The 25,049-nt window shown below is 36.2% G+C and carries 11 protein-coding genes; 6 read left to right on the forward strand and 5 right to left on the reverse strand.

The window, feature by feature from the left end; translation table 11 throughout:
• Positions 1-6: 6 nt before the first annotated feature.
• The 3 genes from dinB (at position 7) to EXIGUO8A_RS09115 (ending at position 4,789) form a co-directional block, all read left to right on the forward strand.
• Positions 7-1,221, forward strand: coding sequence for a DNA polymerase IV (gene dinB / locus EXIGUO8A_RS09110; protein WP_159302876.1), 1,215 nt, complete (start codon positions 7-9; stop codon positions 1,219-1,221).
• Positions 1,222-1,580: 359 nt separating this feature from the next.
• Positions 1,581-1,706 (forward strand): hypothetical protein, encoded by a 126-nt coding sequence (locus tag EXIGUO8A_RS18835; RefSeq protein WP_262885558.1) that lies wholly within the window; start codon positions 1,581-1,583, stop codon positions 1,704-1,706.
• Positions 1,707-1,735: 29 nt separating this feature from the next.
• Positions 1,736-4,789 (forward strand): DNA polymerase III subunit alpha, encoded by a 3,054-nt coding sequence (locus tag EXIGUO8A_RS09115; protein ID WP_159302877.1) that lies wholly within the window; start codon positions 1,736-1,738, stop codon positions 4,787-4,789.
• 381 nt (positions 4,790-5,170) lie between these two features.
• Here EXIGUO8A_RS09115 and EXIGUO8A_RS09120 read toward each other — a convergent pair whose 3' ends face one another.
• Positions 5,171-6,145: a Gfo/Idh/MocA family protein gene (locus EXIGUO8A_RS09120; protein ID WP_159302878.1), complete on the reverse strand. Its 975-nt coding sequence runs from the start codon at positions 6,143-6,145 to the stop codon at positions 5,171-5,173.
• Between the two features lie 118 nt (positions 6,146-6,263).
• Between EXIGUO8A_RS09120 and EXIGUO8A_RS09125 the strand changes: the two genes are divergently transcribed.
• Positions 6,264-7,130 (forward strand): DUF808 domain-containing protein, encoded by an 867-nt coding sequence (locus tag EXIGUO8A_RS09125; protein ID WP_159302879.1) that lies wholly within the window; start codon positions 6,264-6,266, stop codon positions 7,128-7,130.
• A gap of 29 nt (positions 7,131-7,159) precedes the next feature.
• On the opposite strand, the gene EXIGUO8A_RS09130 is transcribed toward EXIGUO8A_RS09125, so the two are convergent.
• From EXIGUO8A_RS09130 to gmd, 3 genes are all read right to left on the reverse strand, one after another.
• Positions 7,160-8,506, reverse strand: coding sequence for an undecaprenyl-phosphate glucose phosphotransferase (locus EXIGUO8A_RS09130; protein WP_159302880.1), 1,347 nt, complete (start codon positions 8,504-8,506; stop codon positions 7,160-7,162).
• Between the two features lie 120 nt (positions 8,507-8,626).
• Positions 8,627-9,718 (reverse strand): GDP-L-fucose synthase family protein, encoded by a 1,092-nt coding sequence (locus tag EXIGUO8A_RS09135; RefSeq protein WP_159302881.1) that lies wholly within the window; start codon positions 9,716-9,718, stop codon positions 8,627-8,629.
• Between the two features lie 45 nt (positions 9,719-9,763).
• The gene (gmd, locus tag EXIGUO8A_RS09140; protein WP_159302882.1) at positions 9,764-10,876 is read right to left on the reverse strand and encodes a GDP-mannose 4,6-dehydratase; all 1,113 of its coding nucleotides are present in this window, start codon (positions 10,874-10,876) and stop codon (positions 9,764-9,766) included.
• Between the two features lie 1,451 nt (positions 10,877-12,327).
• Between gmd and EXIGUO8A_RS09145 the strand changes: the two genes are divergently transcribed.
• Positions 12,328-16,299: a non-ribosomal peptide synthetase gene (locus EXIGUO8A_RS09145; RefSeq protein ID WP_159302883.1), complete on the forward strand. Its 3,972-nt coding sequence runs from the start codon at positions 12,328-12,330 to the stop codon at positions 16,297-16,299.
• A 3-nt stretch (positions 16,300-16,302) separates the two neighbouring features.
• Here the strand turns inward: EXIGUO8A_RS09145 and EXIGUO8A_RS09150 are convergent, their stop codons facing one another.
• Positions 16,303-17,118, reverse strand: coding sequence for a class I SAM-dependent methyltransferase (locus EXIGUO8A_RS09150; protein WP_159302884.1), 816 nt, complete (start codon positions 17,116-17,118; stop codon positions 16,303-16,305).
• A gap of 515 nt (positions 17,119-17,633) precedes the next feature.
• Between EXIGUO8A_RS09150 and EXIGUO8A_RS09155 the strand changes: the two genes are divergently transcribed.
• Complete coding sequence (locus EXIGUO8A_RS09155) at positions 17,634-25,019, forward strand: non-ribosomal peptide synthetase/type I polyketide synthase (RefSeq protein WP_159302885.1); 7,386 nt, start codon at positions 17,634-17,636, stop codon at positions 25,017-25,019.
• Positions 25,020-25,049 lie beyond the last annotated feature (30 nt).

Genomic DNA, 25,049 nt, shown 5'->3' on the forward strand with positions numbered 1-25,049 from the left:
AACCTTATGAGCAAGACCATTTTACATATCGATTTAGATACTTTTTATGTTTCTGTAGAACGATTAAATAATCGTGAGTTGCAGCATAAGCCTTTGTTGGTGGGTGGTACGGGAGATCGCGGAGTGGTAGCGGCGTGTAGTTATGAAACTCGCGGCTTTGGAGTGCATTCTGGTATGCCCATGAAAATGGCACGTGAACTTTGCCCAGATGCTTTTGTAATTCGTGGTAATGCGGGCGAGTATAGTAAGCATTCTGATGTGGTAACCGAAATCATAAAAGAGTACGTACCTGTATTCGAAAAATCGAGTATCGATGAGTTCTATGCAGACCTCTCTGGTATGGACCGTTTTTTTGGCTGCTATCAATATGCATCAGAAATGCGGAAGAAGATTATCAATGAAACCGGACTCCCTATTTCTTTCGGATTATCAGCTAACAAAGTAGTGTCGAAAGTAGCGACGAACGAGGCAAAACCAAACAATCAATTAAAGATAGATGAGGGGTTGGAAAAACCTTTTTTGGCTCCGTTATCCATTAAAAAAATACCAATGGTGGGTGATAAGACTTACCAGACCTTACGAAACCTTGGCCTGCGACAAGTCCGTACCGTGCAAGAAATGCCCATGGAAGTCATGCAAAGGGTCTTGGGTGCTAATGGCGGAGTAATATGGAAACGTGCTAATGGGATTGATAATACGCCCGTAATTCCATTTTGCGAGCGAAAATCAATCTCCACGGAACGCACTTTTAATAAAGACACTATTGATGTAAACAGACTACGTGGTATTCTTATCGCGATGACCGAAAATTTGGCATATCAATTACGACGTGGAGAGAAGCTAACGGCTTGTATTTCAGTAAAGATTCGGTATTCTGATTTTAATACTTATTCAAAGCAGATGAGAATTCCGTATACGAGTGCCGATCACATTTTAATTCCCAAAATTTTAGACCTGTTCAAGAATTTATATAACCGTAGGTTATTGGTACGATTGATCGGTATACGCTTCAGTCACCTAGTATCGGGCAATTATCAAATTAACCTGTTCGATGACACCGAAGAAATTCTAAGTCTTTATAACGCTATGGACAATATTCGTAAACGCTACGGAGACAAAAGTGTGCTGCGGGCATCGGGTATGGGAGCAAAAACAATAGGCAGAATGCATAATCCCTTCAACGGATTACCACCAGTAGTATTGGCGCATAGAAAAATCTAGTTGTTGGTTGTTGGAGGTGTTTGTCCGGTCGAGCGCAGTCGAGACCTGTTGTTTGTTGAGAGAGAAGAAGTTAGAATATAGAGAAGAGAGAAGAGAAGAAGAAAGGGAGCGCATTGCGCAGCACTCTGAGCGCCTAGCGCAAAAAATCGAACAACCAAGAACCAACAACGAACAACCAAATGCGCGTAGCGTCAAGCGAACAGCGCCTAGCGTATAAACGTCTTCGCGAGGAGGCACGACGAAGTGATCTGCTAAATTGGGGTGACAATGATTATCCTTAGTACCTATTTTCGGCAGATTGCTTCGGTGAAGAACCTCGCAATGACGAACACCCGTTCACTTAGCGTAACCGAAGTGAAATGCTGAGTAAAGTAAAGAATATAGAAAATAGAGAAGAAAGGGAGCGCATTGCGCCACACGCAAAGCGCAAAAGAAGCACACTGCGCGTAGCGTCAAGCGAACAGCGCAAAAAATCGAACAACTAACAACTAACAACCAACAACGAACAACCAGAATGTACCTAAACTGCCACACATACTACAGCCTTCGCTACGGAACCTTTTCGGAACTGGAGCTCTTGCAACTGGCAAAAGACCATGGGGTAACGCAATTGGCATTGACCGATATCAATAACACATCCGCTTGTTTAAATTTTGTTCGTAAGGCGCCTGAATATGATGTAAAGCCTATTTTGGGAATCGATTTTAGAAATGGGGTAGAGCCCTGCTTTATAGGTATAGCCAAGAATAATGAGGGGTTTTTAGAACTCAATGATTTTCTGTCCCATCACATTCATCAAGAAAAGAAAATTCCAGAAATAGCTCCGCAGTTTAAACACGTGTTCATTATTTATCCGTTTGAGAAAGTGCTTCAGCATGAAAAGAAAATTTTTGCCGAACATGAATTTATTGGAGTTTCCGTCAACGAGCTAAAGCGACTCCGGTTTTCAAAATTATTGGAGCAGCGCGATAAAATTGTGCTATTGCAACCCGTTACTTTTCGGAATAAGCGCGATTTTAATGCACATCGGTTATTGCGTGCCATTGATAACAACACCTTGCTGAGTATGTTGTCGGTTACCGAACAAGCGGACGAAGATGAAAAAATGTATGCCGTACCCAATTTGGCGGCGCATTTCTCTGAGCACAGTTTTATTTTAGAGAACACACAAATATTAATGGATGCCTGTTCTATCTATTTTGATTTTTCCGCAGAAAGAAAAACACAGAATTTAAGCAGATACTTAGAGACCGAAGAAGACGATGAGGCATTGCTTGAAAACTTGTGTCAAGAAGGTTTGCCTAAGCGGTATCCAGAAATTAACCAGGCTGTTTTAGACCGCTTGGAAAAAGAGCTCTATCTCATTAAAAAAATGAATTTTGTCTCTTATTTTCTTATCAATTGGGATATTATTTCCTATGCCCGAAAGCAAAAATTCTTTTATGTAGGTCGTGGTAGCGGAGCCAATAGTATTGTGGCATACTTGCTTTTTATTACCGATGTAGACCCTATGGAACTCGACCTGTATTTTGAGCGTTTTATTAATCTGTATCGTGTAAATCCGCCTGATTTTGATATAGATTTCTCGCATCGTGACAGACCGGTGATGACGGAGTATATATTTAATAGATTCGATAATGTGGCGCTCTTGGGTACTTACGTTACATTTCAATCTAGAGGTGTAATTCGGGAATTGGGTAAAGTATTCGGGCTACCAAAAGATGAAATAGATGTATTGTGCGATGGTAATATTCAGGCGAGTAGATTAGACAATATATCTGCTTTGGTATTGAAATACACACAGTTGCTTCATGGCATGCCCAATTATTTGAGTATACACGCTGGCGGAATCTTAATTACAGAAAAACCTATTCACTGGTTTTCTGCGACCAATATGCCCCCAAAAGGATTTCCCACCACACAGTTTGATATGGTCATCGCCGAAGATGTCGGTATTTTTAAGTTCGATATTCTTGCCCAACGCGGACTCTCCAAAATAAAAGAAACGCTTGACATTTTAGAACGCGACCGCCCAGAAGAATTTGCCAAGTTCGATATTCATGATATCAAGGCATTTAAAAACGACCCCAAGATCAATAACATGGTAAAAACGGCACAATGCATGGGTTGTTTTTATATAGAATCTCCCGCTATGCGTATGCTGTTGAAGAAGCTAGAGGTAGATACCTATTTGGGTTTGGTAGCGGCAAGTTCCATTATTCGCCCGGGAGTGTCTAAAAGCGGAATGATGCGCGAGTATATTCTTCGCCACCGTAACAAGGGCAGGGCTGAGGAGATGGCGCACCCGGTAATGCTGGAAATTATGCCAGAGACGTACGGAGTTATGGTGTACCAAGAAGATGTGATAAAAGTAGCCCACCATTTTGCCGATTTAGATCTGGGTGAAGCCGATGTGCTACGGCGTGGTATGAGCGGTAAGTTCCGTTCGCGGGAAGAATTCCAGAAAGTGCAGGATACTTTTATGGATAATTGCCGTAAAAAAGGCTATACCGAAAAACTTATTAAAGAGGTGTGGGACCAAGTGGCAAGTTTTGCCGGCTACGCTTTTGCCAAAGGTCATTCGGCATCGTATGCGGTAGAAAGTTATCAAAGTTTGTTTTTACGGGCGTACTATCCGTTGGAATATATGGTGGCAGTGCTCAATAACGGTGGCGGATTTTATAAGCCTGAGTTTTATGTGCACGAAGCCCGTATGTTAGGCGCAACAATTCATCCGCCTTGCGTAAATAGAAGTAATGCAGCAAATAAGATTTATGGTAAAGATTTGTTTTTAGGATTAGGTTATTTGCGGGAATTGGAACAACGGGTGATGGAGCGTATTTTAAAAGAACGCTTTCTTAATGGTGAATTTAATTCGTTGGAAGATTTTTTGGATAGATTGATTATCTCCATAGAACAAGTAAGCATTTTAATACGCATTGATGCCTTTAGGTTTACCAACACCAATAAGCATGAACTGCTCTGGAAAGCACATTTGTTTTTGAACAAAACAAAGAAAATAGACCACCCAAAACTGTTTGCCCCAAGACAGCAACATTTTGAGATTCCGTCGTTATACAGTACAAATCTAGAAGTGGCTTTTACGCAATTAGAGTTGTTGGGCTTTAGTCTATGTAGTCCGTTTGAACTTTTGGCAGAAGCACCATTAAATAGTTCTGGTAGTAAAGATTTAGAACGGTATTTAAATAGAAATATTGATATCTACGGATATTTAATAACGGTAAAAAGAACAAGAACACATACAAAGAAAACAATGTTCTTTGCTACGCTGTTGGATCAACAAGGGCAAGTTTTTGATACTGTACTGTTCCCGCCCGTTGCTAAAAAATATATGTTTAGGGGTAGGGGAATTTATCGGTTTTATGGAAAGGTGGTCAGTGAATTTGGCTTTTTGAGTATTGAGGTCATTAAAATGCAAAAGCAAGACTTTATACAAGATCCAAGATATGCCGATATGAAAACTAGTGCCAAAGTTTTTGATCAAAAGAAAACTGGAGAAGAGAGGAAACGCTATTCGCAATACGCTACGCGCTCAGCGCAAAAATAATCGTCGCGTGAATCGTTCAGGGCGAGGCGAAAAGCTTATAAGGCATCGTATCACGAAAGAAGCGCAATTGAATCGTCCAGCGAAAAGCGTAATGCGTGAGGCGTTTAGCGCTTGGCGAAATAACCAACAACCAATCTCAAAAAGCCTCTAAAACGTAACCGAATATCCAATATAGAATTAGGAAAACGAATACGGTTCCTATACATCCACATTTTCCACCTCCAATTTTCTTTGCGCCATACCAAGCGCCAATAATTTGAATTAATTTTTTCATGGGTACAATTTACGTGTTTTGGTGGTTGTTATTACGGGAAAAAGTAATCCAAAAAATATAAATAGATACTATTTCAAATTATTTATTTTGATATGGCTGGTTTGAAACTAATCTTTATTGCCACTTAATTGTTCTAATGCATTCATAACACTACGTCCATCACTTGCAGTACATGGATTTTTTTTATTTCCTAGAAAGTAATCAATAGTAGCTTTGATCATAGGTTCTTGTACATGTTTAGGATTATTGAATTCAAATACTCTTTCATCTAATTTGGAAATAAGGTAAACTTTCGTGCCAAAAAAAGAAAATTTAATACAGCCGTTTGTTCCAAATATTGTGCACTCATCTTTTTGGTTTATTTCAGCGGCATTAAATTGCCAAAAACCTCGAAATTGAACACCATTTGTAAATGAAATAATGCCGTTAACCATTTCATTTACCTTATTATAGGTTGGCTTGGTAAGGCTATGTAGTTTGTCAATAGGTCCGAAAAAATGGAGCATCAAATCTATATGATGAGGTGCTAGGTCATAAAAATAACCTCCGCCAGATATTTCCGGTTGTACTCTCCAATTATCTTTCTTATCTGAAATAAACAGCTCTTTTTTAGATTGTAGAACTTGTAAATCAACGTGGAGTACCTCGCCAATAGAATTATTCTCCAATAATTCTTTAACCTTTAAGAAAGCTGGTAATTTACGTCGGTAATGTGCCATGGTTAATTTGCCGGTGCTATTTACTAATACTTTACAAATTTGATTAGCTTCATTTAGGTTCAGTGCCATTGGTTTTTCTAAGTAAACATGTTTGCCTGCCTTTAATGCTTGCAAAGTATACATAAGATGAGAAGAGGGTGGAGTAGCAATATATACTGCATGTATTTTAGGATTACTTAATATATCATCTGCGTTAGAAGTCCAAAACGGTACGTTGTGACGTTCAGCAAAATCTTTGGCCTTGGCTTCATTTCTACGCATGACCATTAGTAAATTGGAATTAGCGACTTTTTGAAAAGCAGGACCACTTTTTACCTCGGCAACATCTCCACAACCAATAATTCCCCAATTAATTTCCTTCATTTAAATCTTATTTCAATTGGGTATTAAAGTTACAAATTAGAGATGGGTTATCTTTTTTCTTAATAGAATTCTAAATAATGAATTTGTTGAATTATTTTTGGTCGTAAAATAAGAATAAATGGCTTCAGGATTTTTTGCAGTTTTAGATGACGTTGCAGCATTGTTAGATGATGTAGCGGCAATGAGTAAAATAGCTACTAAGAAGACGGCAGGTATTCTTGGTGATGATTTGGCGGTAAATGCCGAAAAAGCATCAGGATTCGTCTCTCAAAGGGAATTACCTGTGCTTTGGGCCATTACAAAAGGTTCGTTGCTCAATAAAATTATAATTCTACCCATAGCATTTTTATTAAGTGCTTTTTTGCCTTGGGCGGTTACGCTTATTTTAATATTAGGTGGAATTTACCTTGCCTTTGAAGGTGCGGAGAAAATTTACGAGTTCTTTGTTCCTCACAATCATACCCATGTTTCTGCCGATGCTGAACCTATGACTAAAGATGAAATTTTAGCCTTGGAAAAAACAAAAGTTAAATCTGCTATCGTAACCGATTTTATTCTTTCTATTGAAATAGTAATCATTGCATTAGGTACTGTAATTGAAGAACCATTAGTAACTCAGATTGCCGTTGTTTCTGTGGTCGCATTATTAGCGACGGTTGGGGTATACGGTATTGTGGCGTTAATTGTTAGAATGGATGAATTTGGTACTAGGTTGATCAACTTTAATGAAGAGACAAATACTATTTCAGATAAAATAGGGCAATTTTTTGTAAGTGCGTTACCAAAGGTAATTAAAGGACTTTCCGTTATTGGCACTATAGCATTGCTTTTAGTTTCTGGAGGTATTTTTGTTCATAATATTGATTTCTTACATCATATATTGCCCAATGTGCCAAGTATTATAGTAGAGTTTTTAACCGGTCTTGTGGTTGGTTTTATTGCCTTATTGATTTTTAACGGAGTTAAACTGTTATTTAAAAAATAAGGAAAACTTTAAAATAAAGTAGTGTTAGTTTAGTAAGCACGTGCTTCTCCTTTAAGGGCATTATATATTGTTAAGAATACAATTTTGGCATCTAGGCCCAAAGACCACTTTTCCATATAAAATATATCATATCTAACTCTATTTACAATATCCGAACGTTTAATAATTTCTCCTCTGCATCCTTGAATTTGAGCTAAACCTGTAATACCAGGCTTTAAGAAATGTCGAACTAAATATTTATCAATAGAGTTTTCATATTGTTGGGTGTGTAGTACCATATGCGGTCTAGGGCCCACAACGCTCATATCACCCATAAAAACATTAAAAAATTGGGGCAGTTCATCTATACTTGTCTTCCTCATGATTTTACCCAATTTGGTTACCCGTACATCATTTTTAGTAGCCATTTGAGTATCACTAGTTTTATTCTGAGTCATGGACCTGAACTTATAACACCAAAAAATTTCTCTATTGACTCCGTGACGTTTTTGTTTAAAAAACAATGGTCCTTTTGAGTCTAGTTTCATTAGGATATAGACTAATGGGGTTAACCAAGATAAAACAAATACTATTGTAAAACTTGATACTAGAATATCAAAAATTCGTTTAATTAGATTTGAATAATCTAGATCTAAAGGTGAAGCCCTTAAATTTAAAATAGGAACTGCGCCATATAGTTCTAATGACATTGCTCTCGAAAATAGCTCTTTATTATCTGGTATTATTTTAATTCTTTTAAGACTGTTATCAGCAATTTTCATTAAGTACTGTATTTCTGCCTTGGTTAATTTTGAGGCCATACAATACACTTCTTCTACATTATTCTCAAAAATATAATTAAATGAACTTTCAATATCACCTAAGCAGGTAGAACTGCTGGGGTTGGAGTTGTCAAAATAGCCCATATAGCGATACCCATATTCAGGATTATCAAAAATTCGTCTTAGCTTTTGAAGGTTTTTGTCTTTACCTATAACTACTACTCTAGTACTATTATGTCCTTTAGTTCTATATAGTTTTTTAGCCCAATAAAATAGTACTCTGAAGAGTGTTAGTAGTGCGCAAATTTGTAAATATACTAGTGATAGAAATAATGGGGTATAAGAGTGTATACCAAAGAAAACAAAAGATGTAAAATAAACTAAGCCATAGATGATAAATAAAACAATAAACGTTTTGAAGTTGGTCATGAAACCATCTCTTCTAGCAGTTGGATAAAAATTTAAACAATAGGTGGTTATTAACCATGTTAAATTGTAATATGCTATACAATATGGATTAAGATATGTATCTGGTGTATACATATACAAAGTCAAATTAATGAACAGTATATGTACCACAAAAGATACTGGTATTATAAAATTAGATTTCTTCATTTCAGCTGTTAGTAATGGTTGGTTTAAGAGCTAATGATAGGTTGTTACTGTTATCCATTCGCAAATGCTAATGGATAACAGGGAAATTAAAGTTTGATAGAAATCTGTAGGTATTTATATTTAGTTCTTAGTGGTATACCAAGAATAAACTTGTTCTATGCCTTGGGATAGTGAAACGGTGTGTTTCCATCCAAGGTCATGTAGTTTTGAGGGGTCTGTTAGTTTTTTTAAAGTTCCATCTGGTTTTTCTGTGTTAAAATATAATTCGCCTTTAAAACCTATTTTTTGCTGAATAAGTTCGGCTAAATCTTTAATACTGATATCTACACCAGTACCGATGTTAATATGCGTATTGCGAACTTCTTTGTTGTCTTGGTCATAACAGTCATTAAAATCTCTTTGTTTCATTAAGAAAACACAGGCGTCTGCCATGTCTTCACTCCAAAGAAATTCTCGCATTGGTTTTCCTGTTCCCCAAATTTCTAAATGAATGTTGTGATCTTTCTTTTTTATACCGTATTTATCTAAGACAGATAAAATATCTTGTCTTGAAGAGTTTCCATTGACTCCCTCAATAGGTAAGGTATTTAAGTCTGATGAGATGGCATCCCAATTATCATTCTCTAGGGCTTTTCCTAAGTGCATTTTTCTAATCAATGCTGGTAATACATGTGATTTCTCTAAATCGAAGTTATCATTAGGTCCGTACAAATTGGTAGGCATTACTGAAATAAAATTGGTGCCATACTGTAAATTGTAACTTTCACACATTTTTATACCAGCAATTTTAGCGATAGCATAAGGCTCATTGGTATATTCTAAAGTATCGGTCAACAAGTAATCTTCTTTCATGGGTTGTGGACAATTTTTAGGATAAATACAGGTACTACCTAAAAAAAGTAATTTTTTTACACCATGTTTATAGCTTTGATGAATAACATTATTTTGAATCATGAGATTCTCATAAATGAAATCTGCCCTATACGTATTGTTGGCAACAATGCCGCCAACTTTTGCGGCGGCAAGTATTACATATGAAGGTTTTTCGTTTTCAAAAAACTGTGAAACCTTTAAAGTATCGGTTAAATCTAATTCTTTATGTGTTCTAAAAATTAAATTAGTGTACCCTTTGCTTTTGAGGTTTTTAACTATGGCGCTACCCACAAGCCCTCTATGACCTGCTATGTATATCTTCGCTTCTTTATCTAACATTTGAAAATTTTACCTTCAATGAAAATTATAATAATGCTGGTGGAATTATTCGAAATAGTTAAAAGTTACATACCCACCTTCTTTCAGATACTGATCTTTTTTCATTAGTTTTAGGTCATGCTGCATCATATCTTTTACCAATGCCTGTAAGTCATATTCTGGTGTCCATCCTAACTTTGTATTGGCTTTGGTAGCATCGCCAATTAGTAACTCAACTTCAGTTGGTCTAAAATATTTAGGGTCTACGGAAAGAATCTCTTTACCTATTTCCAATTGAATATCTGGGTTAGAACATGATTTTACAAACCCTTTTTCATCAACACCTTCGCCTTTAAATTCTATTTCTACACCCATCTCAGCAAATGCCATTCTTACAAATTCTCTTACAGGTGTGGTTTTGCCTGTTGCAATAACCCAATCTTCTGGTTCATCTGCCTGCAAAATCATCCACATCATGCGTACATAATCTTTGGCATGCCCCCAGTCACGTTGAGCATCAAGGTTTCCTAAATACACTTTATCTTGTAAACCTAAGCCAATACGTGCTGCTGCTCTGGTGATTTTTCTGGTAACAAAAGTTTCCCCTCTAATAGGAGATTCATGGTTAAATAAAATACCGTTGCATGCGAACATATTGTATGCTTCTCTATAGTTTACTGTAATCCAGAATGCATACATTTTCGCTACCGCATACGGACTTCGTGGGTAAAACGGAGTAGTTTCCGATTGCGGTACCTCTTGTACCTTACCATATAATTCAGAGGTAGATGCTTGATAAATACGTGTCTTTTTTTCAAGTCCTAATAATCGAACGGCATCTAAAATTCGTAATGTACCTAAGCCATCTGCATTTCCGGTATATTCTGGTACCTCAAAAGAAACATGAACATGGCTCATGGCCGCCAAGTTATAGATTTCATCTGGTTGTATTTCTTGTATTAGACGTATTAAGTTGGTGCTATCTGTCATATCACCATAATGAAGTACAAAATTTCTATGTTCAACATGTGGGTCTTGATATAAATGATCAATTCTGTCTGTATTGAATAAAGATGCTCTTCTTTTTAATCCATGAACTTGGTATCCTTTCTTCAATAAAAATTCGCTCAAATAAGCGCCGTCTTGACCTGTGACTCCAGTAATTAATGCTACTTTCATAGTTTGTGAAATGAATTTAAATAATATTTTATTTTAACAATATTTCAAATTTTCTGCTATAGAATTTGAATTGTAATTGCTTTCTGCCCTGTTATAAGGGTGTTCAATATATTTTAATAAGAAAAGAGGAATCATTTATAATTGTTTATAACTGGTTCAAAAGTAAAAGTACGTTTTACCACTACCTAGATTATAACAAAATAAGTATTGAAAGACATTATTGAGCAAATGAGCCAATAATGACTGTGGTTAATGGTTGTGAAACAAATTTAGAATAATATTTGTCTAAATCGCTTTGTTGAATTCAAACCTTAGACAAATTAATCATTTATTCGATAAAGTGTAATTATCCAATTTATTATTTAAAATTTTTGTGAAGAGTATTTTTAGGGCGTATAATCTTTGATGCTTTATGATAAATAAGGGTCTAAAATATAGGATATGTTAAGCATTCGATTTTAAGTATTCTTCGAATTGTATTTTGATACCAAATTCTATTCAGTATTAATTTAAAATAAGTAATGTACGTAATTAGCAGTCTTTACTTAATGGCGTTTATAGGTAATGGTATCTGTATCTTGTTTGAGGGTTAAATTTAATTACAACACAAAAAATAATAATAAACTGGCATTTTAGTTAAAATTCATATAATTCGATATTTTTTTAGCACTTAAATTGTTATTTTTGTTATGTTTAATTTTTATATAACTAGTTATGTTTTAATCTTATATATTAGGTTTTGTACTGGTTTTTATAAAATTTTTATTGTTTTACCCCGTTCTTTTATCAACTTAAACCACCGTATGATGATATCTAACATTTTAAATGGGAGACTAACATCTTCTTATCAAAGGAAAAGATTAGTTTCTCTTGAAAATTGCTACATGCAGCTCAAACCATATTTTAAGGTCAAAAGGAGTGGCCAAGTGAAGAAAAATTTAATTGCATCTGTACAAGAGAAATCAAAAAATACAACAGATCAAACTTCATTTAATCTTATTGAGCAGAACCAAATTATGTATGCTAAATTAATGACTGAAAAGTTATTAAAAGGTTGATGTGGCTATTGAGTTATCTTTAGTGGTAACGTTTTAAATTTTTCGCAAATAATTACAAGAGAAGGCATGGTCGTTTATAAATGATCATGTCTTTTATATGTTTAAAAGAATTGTTTCATTCTTTTAAACATATAACTTAAAAATGAGAAGCTAAAGATAACTTAATCACCAAGGTTTTATAAAGTTGTTACTTCTTCAAATTCATGGATATACTATTCAATATATTCAAACAACTCTTTTTTTTAACAGATTAGCGAATCTAAATTATTCTTGTGAGGAATATAAATATATTTATCGCTGTATTTGATGAATTACCAGTTTAAAACAGTAATTAACATCAAACGAAGAAGTTTCCCTTATCCAAAAATGTATTAACTTATTTAGTAAAGAAACTTGGAAGTTTTAACACCTTTTAATCCTTTTAAAGGACCTGAGATTAAACATATTTTGCCAACAACTGACTCTCAAGAGGAAATTTGGCATTCTTGTTATTTTGGTGGGGAAGATGCAAATATTGCTTATAATCTTTCCCTAACTATAGAACTACGTGGTGGGCTTAATGTACGCGCTTTGCAATTAGCAGTAGATGAGCTAATCGCGAGGCATGAGTCCTTAAGATCTTCTTTTAGTCCTGACGGAAAATATATTAATGTTTATACATCGGTAATAACAAATATTAACCTAATAGATTATAGTCACCTATCGGTCGGGGAAAAAAATCAAGAAATCAATATTTACACAGATAAGGATGTAAATACTGCTTTTGATCTAACCAAAGGTCCGTTGATTAGATTTACCCTTATTAAAGTAAAGGAAGGCGTATTCAACTTTATCATTACCGCACATCATATTGTATGCGACGGATGGTCTGTTGGTATTATTATGCAAGAAATAGGTGCTTTATATTCGTCAAAAGTGCTTAACCAACCACATGACCTGCCAGAGCCAACTCCCTATACCGACTATGTATCACAACAAGAAGAATTAAAGGCTAATGGTGAGTTTGCAAAAGCAGAGAATTATTGGTTGAATTTTTTCCAGGGTGATATTCCGAAAACAACCCTACCTACCGATTTTGGTGAGGTTATAAAACGAACATATAACGGTGCTCGTATTAATCAATCTTTAGGAAAAGATATTGTAAAGCGAATAAAAGATACCGGTATTAAAGCCAATTCCAGTTTGGTGTTAACTTTAATGGGAGCTTTTGAAATATTACTTTATAAGATTACAGCGCAAAAAAGTATTGTGCTCGGACTTCCGGTGGCTGGTCAATCTAACATGGGTGTCAAAAATTTGGTAGGTCATTGCGTTAAGCTCCTTCCAATGAAAAGTGAGCTTAATGAAGACGATAGCTTTTTAGATTATTTGAAAAAACGAAAATCTGCGAATTTCGATGCATTCGAGAATCAAGAACTCACATTTGGTAGCTTACTGAAAAAACTGAATATTCCAAGAACTCCGGGTAGGGTTCCTCTGGTTCCTGTTGTTTTTAATGTAGACATGAATTTGGATGATAATGTTGCTTTTGAGGGTTTGACCTATGACTATCATAGTAATCCACGCAAATATGAAACCTTCGAGCTATTTTTAAATGCAACAGGTTCTAATGAGAAAATTACGCTAGAATGGTCTTATAATACGAACTTGTTCAAAGAAAGTACCATTCTTGAACTCGGTGATTCTTTTAAGGCTATAATCAACAAGTTAGTTGAAAATCCCGAAGCAAAATTATCCGAAATAATTGGTAAAAAGCAACAATCTGTTGCCATTGAGGGTGTTTCTTTAGATTTGCCAGACAGTAACCTTCATGAGTTATTTCAAAAACAGGCGAGTGCTACACCAAATGCCATAGCTTTAGAGTTTAATAAAGAGAAAATTACCTATGCAGAGATGCAAGGTAAAATTGATGCCACTGCTGGGTATTTATGGACAAAGGGAGTTGCCCCAGGTACCACGGTTGCAATTTCTTTGGAGAGATCTTCTAATTTAATAATAACACTATTCTCTATATTACAATGTGGTGCTAGATATGTGCCTATAGATACCGGTTATCCAGATGTTCGTACTAAATTGATGATATCAGATGCAAGTGCTACGTTTTTCATTTGTGATCGAGCAAAAAAAGATTTAGATCATGGTTGCGAAAACATTTTCATTGAGGACATGGAGTTTAGTGATGATGTAAATTTTGAAAAAATACAAGTTTCTGCAGATGCTGGGGCTTATATTATATATACTTCAGGATCTACGGGAAAACCAAAAGGCGTACAGGTTACACATAAAAATGTGATCAATCTCTTGTATTCTATGGGTGATGAGCCGGGTATTTCCAGCGATGATAAAATATTTGCAACAACCACAATTTCATTTGATGCTATGGTTATGGAAATATTCTTACCATTAATTCACGGTGCAAGTGTAATTTTAGTGGATGAAGATACCAGAAAAGATGGTCATCTTTTATTGCAAAAAGCAATTCAGGATAAAATAACTATGATGTGGGGAACACCTACGATTTGGCAAATTTTACTGGATTCCGGTTGGGAAAATCCACTGCCTATTAAGGCATTAATTGGAGGTGAGCCTGTGCCGAAACCGCTTTCGTTACAATTAATAGAAAAATGTACTGAGGTTTGGAATATATATGGACCAACTGAAACCACGGTATGTTGTATTCTTACTAAAATTTTAGCAACAGATGACCCTATTGCGATTGGTAAACCTATAGCCAATACACAAATTTACCTTTTAGACGATTATGGAAATCCCGTGCCAAATGGTAGTGTAGGTGAAATAGCCATTGGTGGTCAAGGGGTTACAAAGGGGTATTTAGGTCAAGAAACGTTGACTAATGAACGTTTTGTTACAAATACTTTTACAGTTGACGGTCAGTCTAAAATGTACTTGTCGGGCGATTTAGGGAAACTTTTACCAAATGGTCAAATAGAATGCTTGGGTAGAAAAGATACACAAGTAAAGGTTCGTGGACACAGAATAGAACTTGGGGAAATAGAACATGCTTTAGCGAAGTTGAAAGGAGTTTCAGCCGCAACATCTGATGTTAGAAATAATGCGTTAAGGGCGTATGTGGTCTATAAAGGCAGTGATGCCGATTGGGATTCTAGTGTTGTACAATGGAAAGAACAATTAGCTAAGCAATTGCCGTCTTTTATGTTGCCTTTTGAGTATATAAAATTAGAAAAATTACCGGTAACTATAAACGGTAAGTTAGATAGAAAGAGTTTACCGGATACAGCTACGAAAAGCAAAATTACTTCAACTGAAAACGTTCAACCACTTACAAAGGCTGAAGAATTAGTGGCTGAAGTTTGGAAAGAATGTTTGTTCTTAAATCAGGTAAATGTAGATGATGATTTTTTTGAACTTGGTGGTCATTCGTTGATTGCGGCAAAGGTAATGACTAAATTAGAGCAGAAGTCTGGTCAACGCTTACCACTTTCCTCCTTGTTCGAGTATTCTACGGTTAAGAGATTGGCAAGTCTTATCAAAATCGAAGAGCACAAGGTAACCTGGGACTCTCTAGTGCCCATACAACCTAAAGGTGCTAAAACACCATTGTTTATTGTGCATGGTGCAGGTTTAAATATTCTTTCATTTAAGACATTAAAGGATCATATGAACCCGGATCAACCCATTTATGGTTTTCAAGCCAAAGGATTAGACGGTAAAGAACCCCTTTTAACTTCGGTAGAAGAAATTGCATCTCATTACAACGAAGCACTTTTGGCAACACAACCAAAAGGACCGTATATGCTTGCTGGTTATTCCTCTGGTGGAATTATTGCCTATGAAATGGCAAAGCAATTAATGGACAAGGGAGAGAAGATCTCATCTTTGGTATTATTAGATACCTATGCTTATGCACATTATGGGCGTAATACATATATAGGTAAAAAATTGGCATTTGGTAATTACATAGCTAATAAAGCTTTACATGTTTTAAAGCAACTTTTATTAAGTAGAGAGGGTTTTAATTACAGAGTTGGTGTAACGAAAGCAAATTTGAAAAAGCTTTATTTAAGGTTGAAAAAAGATAAGAATACCTTGTCTAAAATGGATTATGATTGGGAATATGAGAGTAGAATTATTGAGCATAATAAGGTTATCGATAGATATCATCTACAACCATTACCAATTAAGGCCGACTTGTTTAGGATACAGGATGTCATAGACTATACCCATGATCCTAAAACTTTGGGGTGGAATTCATACGCCAAGAATGGAATAGAAGTGCATTATGTTCCAGGTGAGCATTTAACCATGTTTTCACCACCTAACGATATAGTTTTATCAAAGACACTTCAACAAGTGTTGGATAAAAATAGCTCGGAGTTCAAATAGGGTTTAAAGTTGCTCTGCTGTAGCCAATATGGGTTTTTTACTGTAATTGTCAGCACCTAAATAGCTAAAATAATGGTCTGAGGTACTCGCTTTTTTTGAACTATGCCATAGGTCAAAACCGGCTTTCTTGAATAAAAATGCGTAATTATGGGAGAATGAGCGTTCATATCCATAAAGTTCTGAACTCGAATTTGTTTTCAGGTCATGGTCAATTCCGTTAGGCTCAATGGCAATAAAAATGGTATTTCCTAATCGGTTTATCTGTTGAAAAAAATCTAGAAGCTTAGCTTTGGTAAAATACTCAAGCACACCTCTAGAAGTAACAAATATCATATTCTTATTGGCGTAAGTATTTACCCAATCAAAAGCATCGCCTGCTACAAACTCAAGTTTGGCATTGTTTTTATATGTTTCCTTATTTAGTGAAGTTTGATTCTGACTCAAATCTATACCAATAAATCTACTTATTTGCGGAAGCTGTTCACTTAAATAATTAAGCACCTTTCCGTTTCCAGCACCAATTTCAACTAGGGTATTAAAGCTTTCGTTTTCTATCGATAATTTGTCATTTAGAAGTTTGAATATAAAGGAGCATTCTGGCAAGAAATTTTTTTCAAACGTTTCATCGGTTGCTGAAAAGAAATCATCTCCCTTATTTTTCCAATATGCCTTATGAAAGTCAGATAATGTATTGTAGTCTTGTTTCTCTTCTACTTTTCTTAAAAGAGATTTGCGCATAAAGAGCTCAACTAAGCTAATTTTACTTTTATCGGTAATGGTCATGCCGGTTTTAGCAAAGTCTTCTGCTTTTTTAGGCATTAGAAATACAAGCAAATCCCCTATAAAAAAAATGATTTTATTTTTCACGTTATCGCTACCATTTGTTAGTTGTGAAATTAGATGATTTTTATATTGAATTCAACCGATAATCTTAAAAAATAATCAGTTTATCTACTTGAATATAGTTGCTAAAAATTTACATCGAAGAACGTCTTTTTTATTCGATGAAATTTCATGTGTAAAATAATAAACACATCTTCTGTAATTATAGTTAAACAACTGAAAATCAGCTTTTTAAATATTAAAAAATAAATAAAATAGCATCTTGTCAATTAAGTTAAAACCAAGATTGTTTATTGTAATCGTTAATTTTACTACAATTATATAGCACTAAGTAATTTCAAATTAACTATAAGCATAGGTTCGATTAGATAAGGTTTTAACTCAAATCAATTTTCTTTTGACTTATTCAATTTGGTTAAAGATTGTTTTATAAATTTTTTGAAATGTAAAATTTGCTTAGTCTTGGATAATCATAATAGTATCAATAAGATATGAGTGTCAAAAAAGAAGGGTCTATTTCCAATGAAACTAAGATGTATTGGAAGAATTTAATGTTAGAGGACATTAAATTGCTTGACTTGCCTACAAGAAAATTATTAGTTGATGATGAAGTTTTAAAAGGAAGTTTAATACGAACTTATTTTTCTTCTAAGGAATTTAATACTATCCTTTCATTTGCTACTTCATCTAAGAGTTTGGAGTCAACTCTTGTTTCTGCGTTAAGTGTGCTCTTGCATAGATATACGAACCAGACCGATATTGCTTTCGGTTTAATGGTGAAAAATGATCATTCTGATTCTGTTCAAAATTTATCTTTATTCAGAAATATCCTAGAGCCCGATTTTAATTTCAAAACCGTACAGGTAGACACAGAAAAGAGATTGTCGTTAAACCATCTAAATCTTTATCCTACCGAAGCATTTTTGAACGATTTTAATCTCATTGATACTAATGGTCATAATGCATTACAAGATATAGTACTTTCCATTAGGTTTTTAAATGATGAACATACTACCGCTTTACAAGATGAGGTAGCATATGTCGATATAAAATCTAAAGGTGAAGTTGACTGTAATGCTAACCTTCAATTTAACCTTGCAGTTGATAAGGAGTATATAAGATTAGATGTTATTTATAATGAATTCGTATTTGATGGAAGCTTAGTTGAGCAATTGCTATTGCACTATAAGAGTATTGTTTCGGCATTATTAGAAACCCCGACTTTAGAAATCGGTTGTGTTGATTTTCTTTTGGAAGATGAACGTGCTACTTTGCTAAATAAGTTTAATACTCCTGCTGTAGAATATCCGAGAGAAAAAACGGTGGTTGATTTGTTAAAAGAACAAGTCTTTAAAACCCCGGATAGGATAGCGGTTGCTTATGAAGATAGTCAGTTTTCTTACAGAGAACTTGATGTGCTGTCAAATCAATTAGCAAATTATTTAATTCAGAAGAAAGGTGCTGTACAAGGTGATCTGGTTTGCTTAAGCTTAGATAGAAGTGAATGGCTTATAGTAGGGATGATGGGTATCATTAAGGCTGGTGCGGCCTATGTGCCTGTAGATCCAAACTACCCTGTGAAGCGTAGAGATTTTATTAAAGAGGACAGCAATTGTACTATTACTATAGATGCTACGGTAATAGAAGAATTTAAAGCGACAAAAGATAATTTTTCTACTAATGAAATTACTGGTGTTAATCTACAGCCTAACGATTTAATCTACATCATTTACACTTCGGGTACTACCGGAAACCCTAAGGGTGTCATGTTAGAGCATAGAAATATTGTTAGTCTGTTCGTTAATGATAAACCATTCTATGATTTTAATGAGAACGATGTTTGGACCATGTTTCATTCTTACTGTTTTGATTTTTCGGTTTGGGAAATTTACGGGGCTCTGTTGTTTGGGGGGAAATTAGTTATTCCTTCATCCGAAGTTATTAAGGACCCTTTTGAATTTATGAACTTGTTAATCAAAGAAGAGGTTACAATTTTAAACCAAACACCTTCTTCTTTTTTAAATATAATGGGCAGCTTGCCTAAAGGTGATGTAGATATAAAATTACGTTATGTCATTTTTGGTGGAGAGGCTTTATTTCCTAGGTATTTAGAAAAATGGTACCGTAAATTTCCCGGTATTCAATTTGTTAATGGCTACGGCATTACGGAAACGACCATTTTTACGACCTTTAATGTAATTGACGATGAAGATATTAGAACCAATGTTTCTAACATCGGTAATTGTATTTCATCGCTAACTTCTCATGTTGTAAATACGAAAAATAAATTACAGCCAATTGGAGTGATTGGGGAATTGTGTATTTCCGGTCACGGACTGGCAAGAGGTTATTTAAATAGACCAGGACTTACAAGTGACAAGTTTATCATGAACCCTTACGAACCTGGGGAGAGAATGTACCGTTCGGGTGATTTGGTAAGGAGACTTTCTAATGGTAGTCTAGAATATATTGGTAGAATTGACCATCAAGTAAAAATTCGAGGACACCGTATAGAATTGGGGGAAATTGAATCTACCATTAACGCTATAGAAAGTATTGAGCGAACAGTAGTAGTGCCGAATACCAATGAAGTGGGTGAAACGAGGTTGGTGGCATATATTCAATCAAAAGGCATGAAGCCTGAAATGAGTAGTATAAGGTTAGAGCTCGCGAGTAAATTACCAGAATTTATGGTGCCTACTTTTTTTATGTGGGTTGATGAATTTCCAACAAATGCCAATGGCAAAATTGATAAGGAAAAGCTTCCCGAGCCGGGGTATCTTAGATCAAATTCCGATGTGATCTTTAAAAAACCTCGTACGAAAGTAGAGAAAGACATTGCTTCCATTTGGGAAAAGGAACTAAAACTAACTGGTATTGGTGTTGATGATAACTTTTTTGAGATGGGCGGAACATCGCTCATGGCTCAAAAGGTGGTGAACATCATTATGAAAACGCTCAAGGTGAGAATTCCCGTTACCAAGTTATATCAACATACTACGATTGCAACACTTGCTAAGTTTATAGAAGGTGGTAAAGAAACTGCCTTAAATTTTGATGAGCTTAAGGGGAAAAATAACGCTTCTAACGAAGTTGCTGTCATTGGTATGACAGGGAGATTTCCCGGAGCTAAAAATATAGATGAGTTTTGGGAAGTTCTTAGGGATGGAAAGGAAACCATTTCGTTTTTCACCAAAGAGGAGCTGGACCAAAGTATTCCAGAATCTTTAAGAAACGATAGTTTGTATGTTGGGGCAAGAGGAGTTGTCCCTTCGGTTAAAATGTTCGATGCACGATTTTTTGGTTTAACACCGAAACTGGCCGCGGCAATGGATCCGCAGCAACGACTGTTTTTAGAACTTGCATGGGAAGCTCTTGAAGAGTCTGGTCACCTACCTGAACACTATAACGGTAGAGTTGGGGTTTATGCAGGTACAGGAACCAATACATATTACAAAAAAAATATTTTACCGAACAGCGAGTTAATTGAAACGGTTGGTCAGCTTCAGTTAGATACGGTAAACGAAAAAGATTATATATCCTCAAGAACTGCATATCATTTAGACTTAAAAGGTCCGGCAGTAAGTGTGCAATCGGCGTGTTCTACTTCGTTGTTGGCAATTGCCGAAGCGGTCGAAGCCATTAGAAACGGACATTGCGAAGTTGCCCTAGCCGGTGGTTCGAGTATAACGGCTCCTATAAACAGCGGTCATTTATATCAAGAAGGGTCTATGCTTAGTACAGATGGGCATTGTAGACCTTTTGATTTGCAAGCTAAAGGAACCGTGTTCAGTGATGGTGCAGGTGTAGTAGTTTTAAAGAACTTGGAAGAAGCTAAAAAAGATGGCGATTTCATTTATGGTGTTATCAAAGGAGTAGGAATCAATAACGATGGCGGCGGTAAAGGTAGTTTTACGGCGCCAAGTGCGGAAGGGCAAGCAAATGCTATAAGGAGTGCCATAAACGACGCTAATATTTCACCGGCTACCATTAGTTACATTGAGGCGCATGGTACGGCAACACCTTTGGGAGACCCTATAGAAATGGATGGCCTTAACCTTGCTTTTGGTGAACAACCGAAGAAAAATTTCTGCGGACTGGGATCGGTGAAAAGTAATATGGGGCACCTTACTGCAGCGGCCGGTGTTACGGGTTTAATAAAAACGATACTGGCATTTAACCATAAACAATTACCTCCTTCTTTAGGTTTTGAAAAACCTAACTCGGTTATTGATTTTGAGAATAGTCCATTTTATGTCAATAGCACTTTGGCATCTTGGGAAGTTGAAGGACCTAGAAGAGCAGGAGTAAGTTCTTTTGGCGTTGGTGGCACAAATGTTCATGTGGTATTGGAGGAGTATGAAATGGAGGTAAAGGAATCGGCACAACATAGACCGGTACAACTATTGCCGATTTCTGCTAAAACAAGTACTAGTTTAGGTGGTTTTGAAAATGCTTTAAAAACGCATCTAGATGCTAATAAAACTCAGAATTTGGCTGATGTTGCCTATACGCTAAGCACTACAAAGGCTAGTTTTGCACAAAGAAGAATTGTTTTGGCGTCCGATAATGAAGGGGCTTCTGCCGCTTTATTGGATACGGATAATAAAACAGCGCGGTCATCAGTCGTAAAAGTAGTGCCCAATGAAGTGGTTTTTCTACTTCCAGGGCAAGGCTCCCAGTTTTTAAACATGGGTAAGGAGTTGTACCATGGGGAACCTATATTTAAAGAAGCTGTAGACACATGTGCCGATTTGCTTTTGGACACTTTACAGTTAGACATTAGGAATATAATTTTTCCTGAGGATCATACCGAAGAAGCGGAACAGAAATTACGCGATACAAGATATACCCAACCAGCATTGTTTATCATTGAATATGCCCTTTCTCAATTATGGATGAGTTGGGGAATACAACCAACCGTAATCTGCGGACATAGTTTAGGGGAATTTGTTGGAGCACACTTAGCTGGTATTTTTAGTTTAGAAGATGCATTGCAATTGGTTACGATGAGGGGTGTGCTTGTAAGTACCCTTCCTAAAGGGAGTATGCTTACCGTTCGTATAGATGTAAAATCCCTAGAAGAGATATTACCTGATACTTTATCTATAGCAGCAGTAAACTCACAAAAATTATGCGTTGTTTCTGGTGAAGATGATGAAATTGAGAAATTTAGCGAGGTATTGAAGCAACAAGGTCTCCCATATCGATTAATAGCCACCAGCCATGCGTTTCACTCTGCAATGATGGATCCAATTCTAGAAGAATTTGGGGCTATTGTCAAGGGTATCAATTTAAATATTCCTAAAATACCGATCGTATCTACGGTAACAGGTACTTGGCTTACTAATGATAAAGCGGTTGATCCGTTGTATTGGACGAATCATTTACGCAATACCGTAAAATTTTCCGAGGCTATGGATACCATAGTAAAGTTGGAAGATGTGGTGATGTTAGAAGTAGGCCCGGGTAATACCCTTACTTCCCTAAGTCGCCAAAATAAGGAAGCTAAAAAAATGAAAGCTATAGCTTCTTTACCGGTGTCTAAGACCAATGAAAACTCCTATCATGGCTTACTACATGCGATGGGTCAATTATGGTTAACGGGCTTGTCGATAAATTGGCATAATTTTTATGCTCAACATGGCAGGCAACGATTAAGGTTGCCTACCTACGTATTTGACCGTAAACCTTGTTGGATAGACCCTATAGTTACTCAACCAATAACTGAAGTGGTCAGTGCCAATGCCAACCAAAAAACACAAACTTTAATAGAAAAACCAATAAGCGTTACACCAATGAGAAATGTAACTATTTTAAACAAAATTTCAGAATTAGTTTCAAACAATTATGGTATTGAAATAGAAGCTGATGATAAAAACCTAAGTTTTTTAGAAATTGGCTTAGATTCTCTGATCTTAACTCAAATGGCAATTACCTGTAAGAGAGAATTTAAAATTCCTATTACGTTCAGGCAGCTAAATGAGGATATAAACACTCCTGAACTTTTAGCGAATTATTTAGATAAGAATTTGCCTGAAGAAGTACTTAAGCCAGAACCTCAAGTTGTTCAACAACCCGCTCCTGTGGCGAATCATGTGCAAGAAACCAACAATGTACAGTATGCCGCCCCAGCTGGCAACCAAACGGCTATTGGTCTTATTGGTGAGCAACTTCAATTACTAAGTAGACAATTGCAGCTTTTACAAGGTGGTGCAGTGGCTCCTACTCAACCAGTAATTACGCCTAGTGCTCCTGCAAAACCGAAAAAAGTCAACGGTGCCAGTAGTATGGATATCCGTACCGAAAAGGAAAAACTAGAGCATAAAAAACCATTTGGGGCATCGCCTAAAATAGAAAAACAATCTACAGGGTTAGATCAAATTCAAGCACAGTACCTTGCTGAACTGACTTCAAGATATAATAAGAAAACCATCGGCAGTAAAAATTATGCTCAAAATCACAGGGCAAAAATGGCGGATCCAAGAGTAGTATCGGGTTTTAAACCATTGACCAAAGATTTGGTTTACCCAATAGTAATCGGCAAATCTCAAGGTAATCGTCTTTGGGATTTAGATGGTAATGAATACATTGATGCCTTGAACGGATTTGGTTCTTGTTTCTTTGGGTACCAGCCAGATTTTATTAAAGAGGCTATGCACAAACAAGTGGATCTAGGATATGAAGTTGGTCCACAACACCCTTTAGCAGGTGAGGTTTGTGAATTGTTGTTGGAATTTACCGGTCATGATAGGGCAGCTTTATGCAACACAGGGTCAGAGGCGGTTTTGGGTGCTATGAGAATTGCGCGTACCGTAACGGGACGATCGCTTATTATTGCATTTACGGGCTCTTACCATGGTATAAATGATGAAGGTATTGTTAGGGGTACCCAGAAAAAGAAAACTTTTCCGGCTGCTGCGGGTATTCTACCAGAAGCGGTTCAAAATATGTTGATTCTTGATTATGGCACAGAGGAAAGTTTACAAATCATTAAGGATAGGGCGCATGAAGTGGCAGCTGTTCTTGTAGAACCGGTACAAAGCCGTAGGCCAGAGTTTCAACCTATAGAATTTATTAAACAGGTAAGGGAAATTACTGCCGCTGAAGAGATACCATTTATTTTCGATGAGGTTATCACCGGCTTTAGAATGCATCCGGGTGGCGCACAGGCCCTTTTTGATGTTAAAGCCGACATTGCAACTTATGGTAAGGTAATCGGTGGAGGTGTTTCCATTGGCGCAATATTAGGAAAGAAAGAATATATGGATGCGCTTGATGGTGGCTTCTGGCAGTACGGAGATGATTCTTACCCAGAGGTAGGTGTTACTTATTTTGCCGGTACTTTTGTTCGTCATCCTTTAGCTTTGGCTTCTGCAAAGGCAGCCTTACTTCATATGAAAGAACAGGGACCAAGTTTACAGGCAAATGTTTCGGCTATGACGAAGCGTATGGTTCTTAGCTTAAACGAACATTTTACGAAAAACGGACTACCTATAGAAATCACGTATTTTGGATCCTTATGGAGGTTGAAGTTTAAAAAAGATATTCCGTATTCAGAATTGCTATTTGTGATCATGCGTGAAAAAGGGATACATATTTGGGACGGATTCCCTTGCTTTTTAACCACGGCTTATACCGATGATGATGTTGAGTTTTTAAAGAAGACCTTATTGGAATCAATAGAAGAATTGGTTGCTGTGGGTATAATTAAAAAGGAAACTAACGGTCATGCCACTCCGGTACAAAGTTCTTTTGAGAAATTGAACACACCACCAGTGCCTGGAGCGCGTTTAGGTAGAGATGAAAATGGGCAACCAGCTTGGTATGTAGCAGATGCTACAAAGGAAAACGGGTATATGAAAATTGATATTTAGATAATTGCAATAAGGTTTATACATGTTCCT

Source organism: Maribacter litoralis, from assembly GCF_902506355.1.
GTDB classification, from domain to species: domain Bacteria; phylum Bacteroidota; class Bacteroidia; order Flavobacteriales; family Flavobacteriaceae; genus Maribacter; species Maribacter litoralis.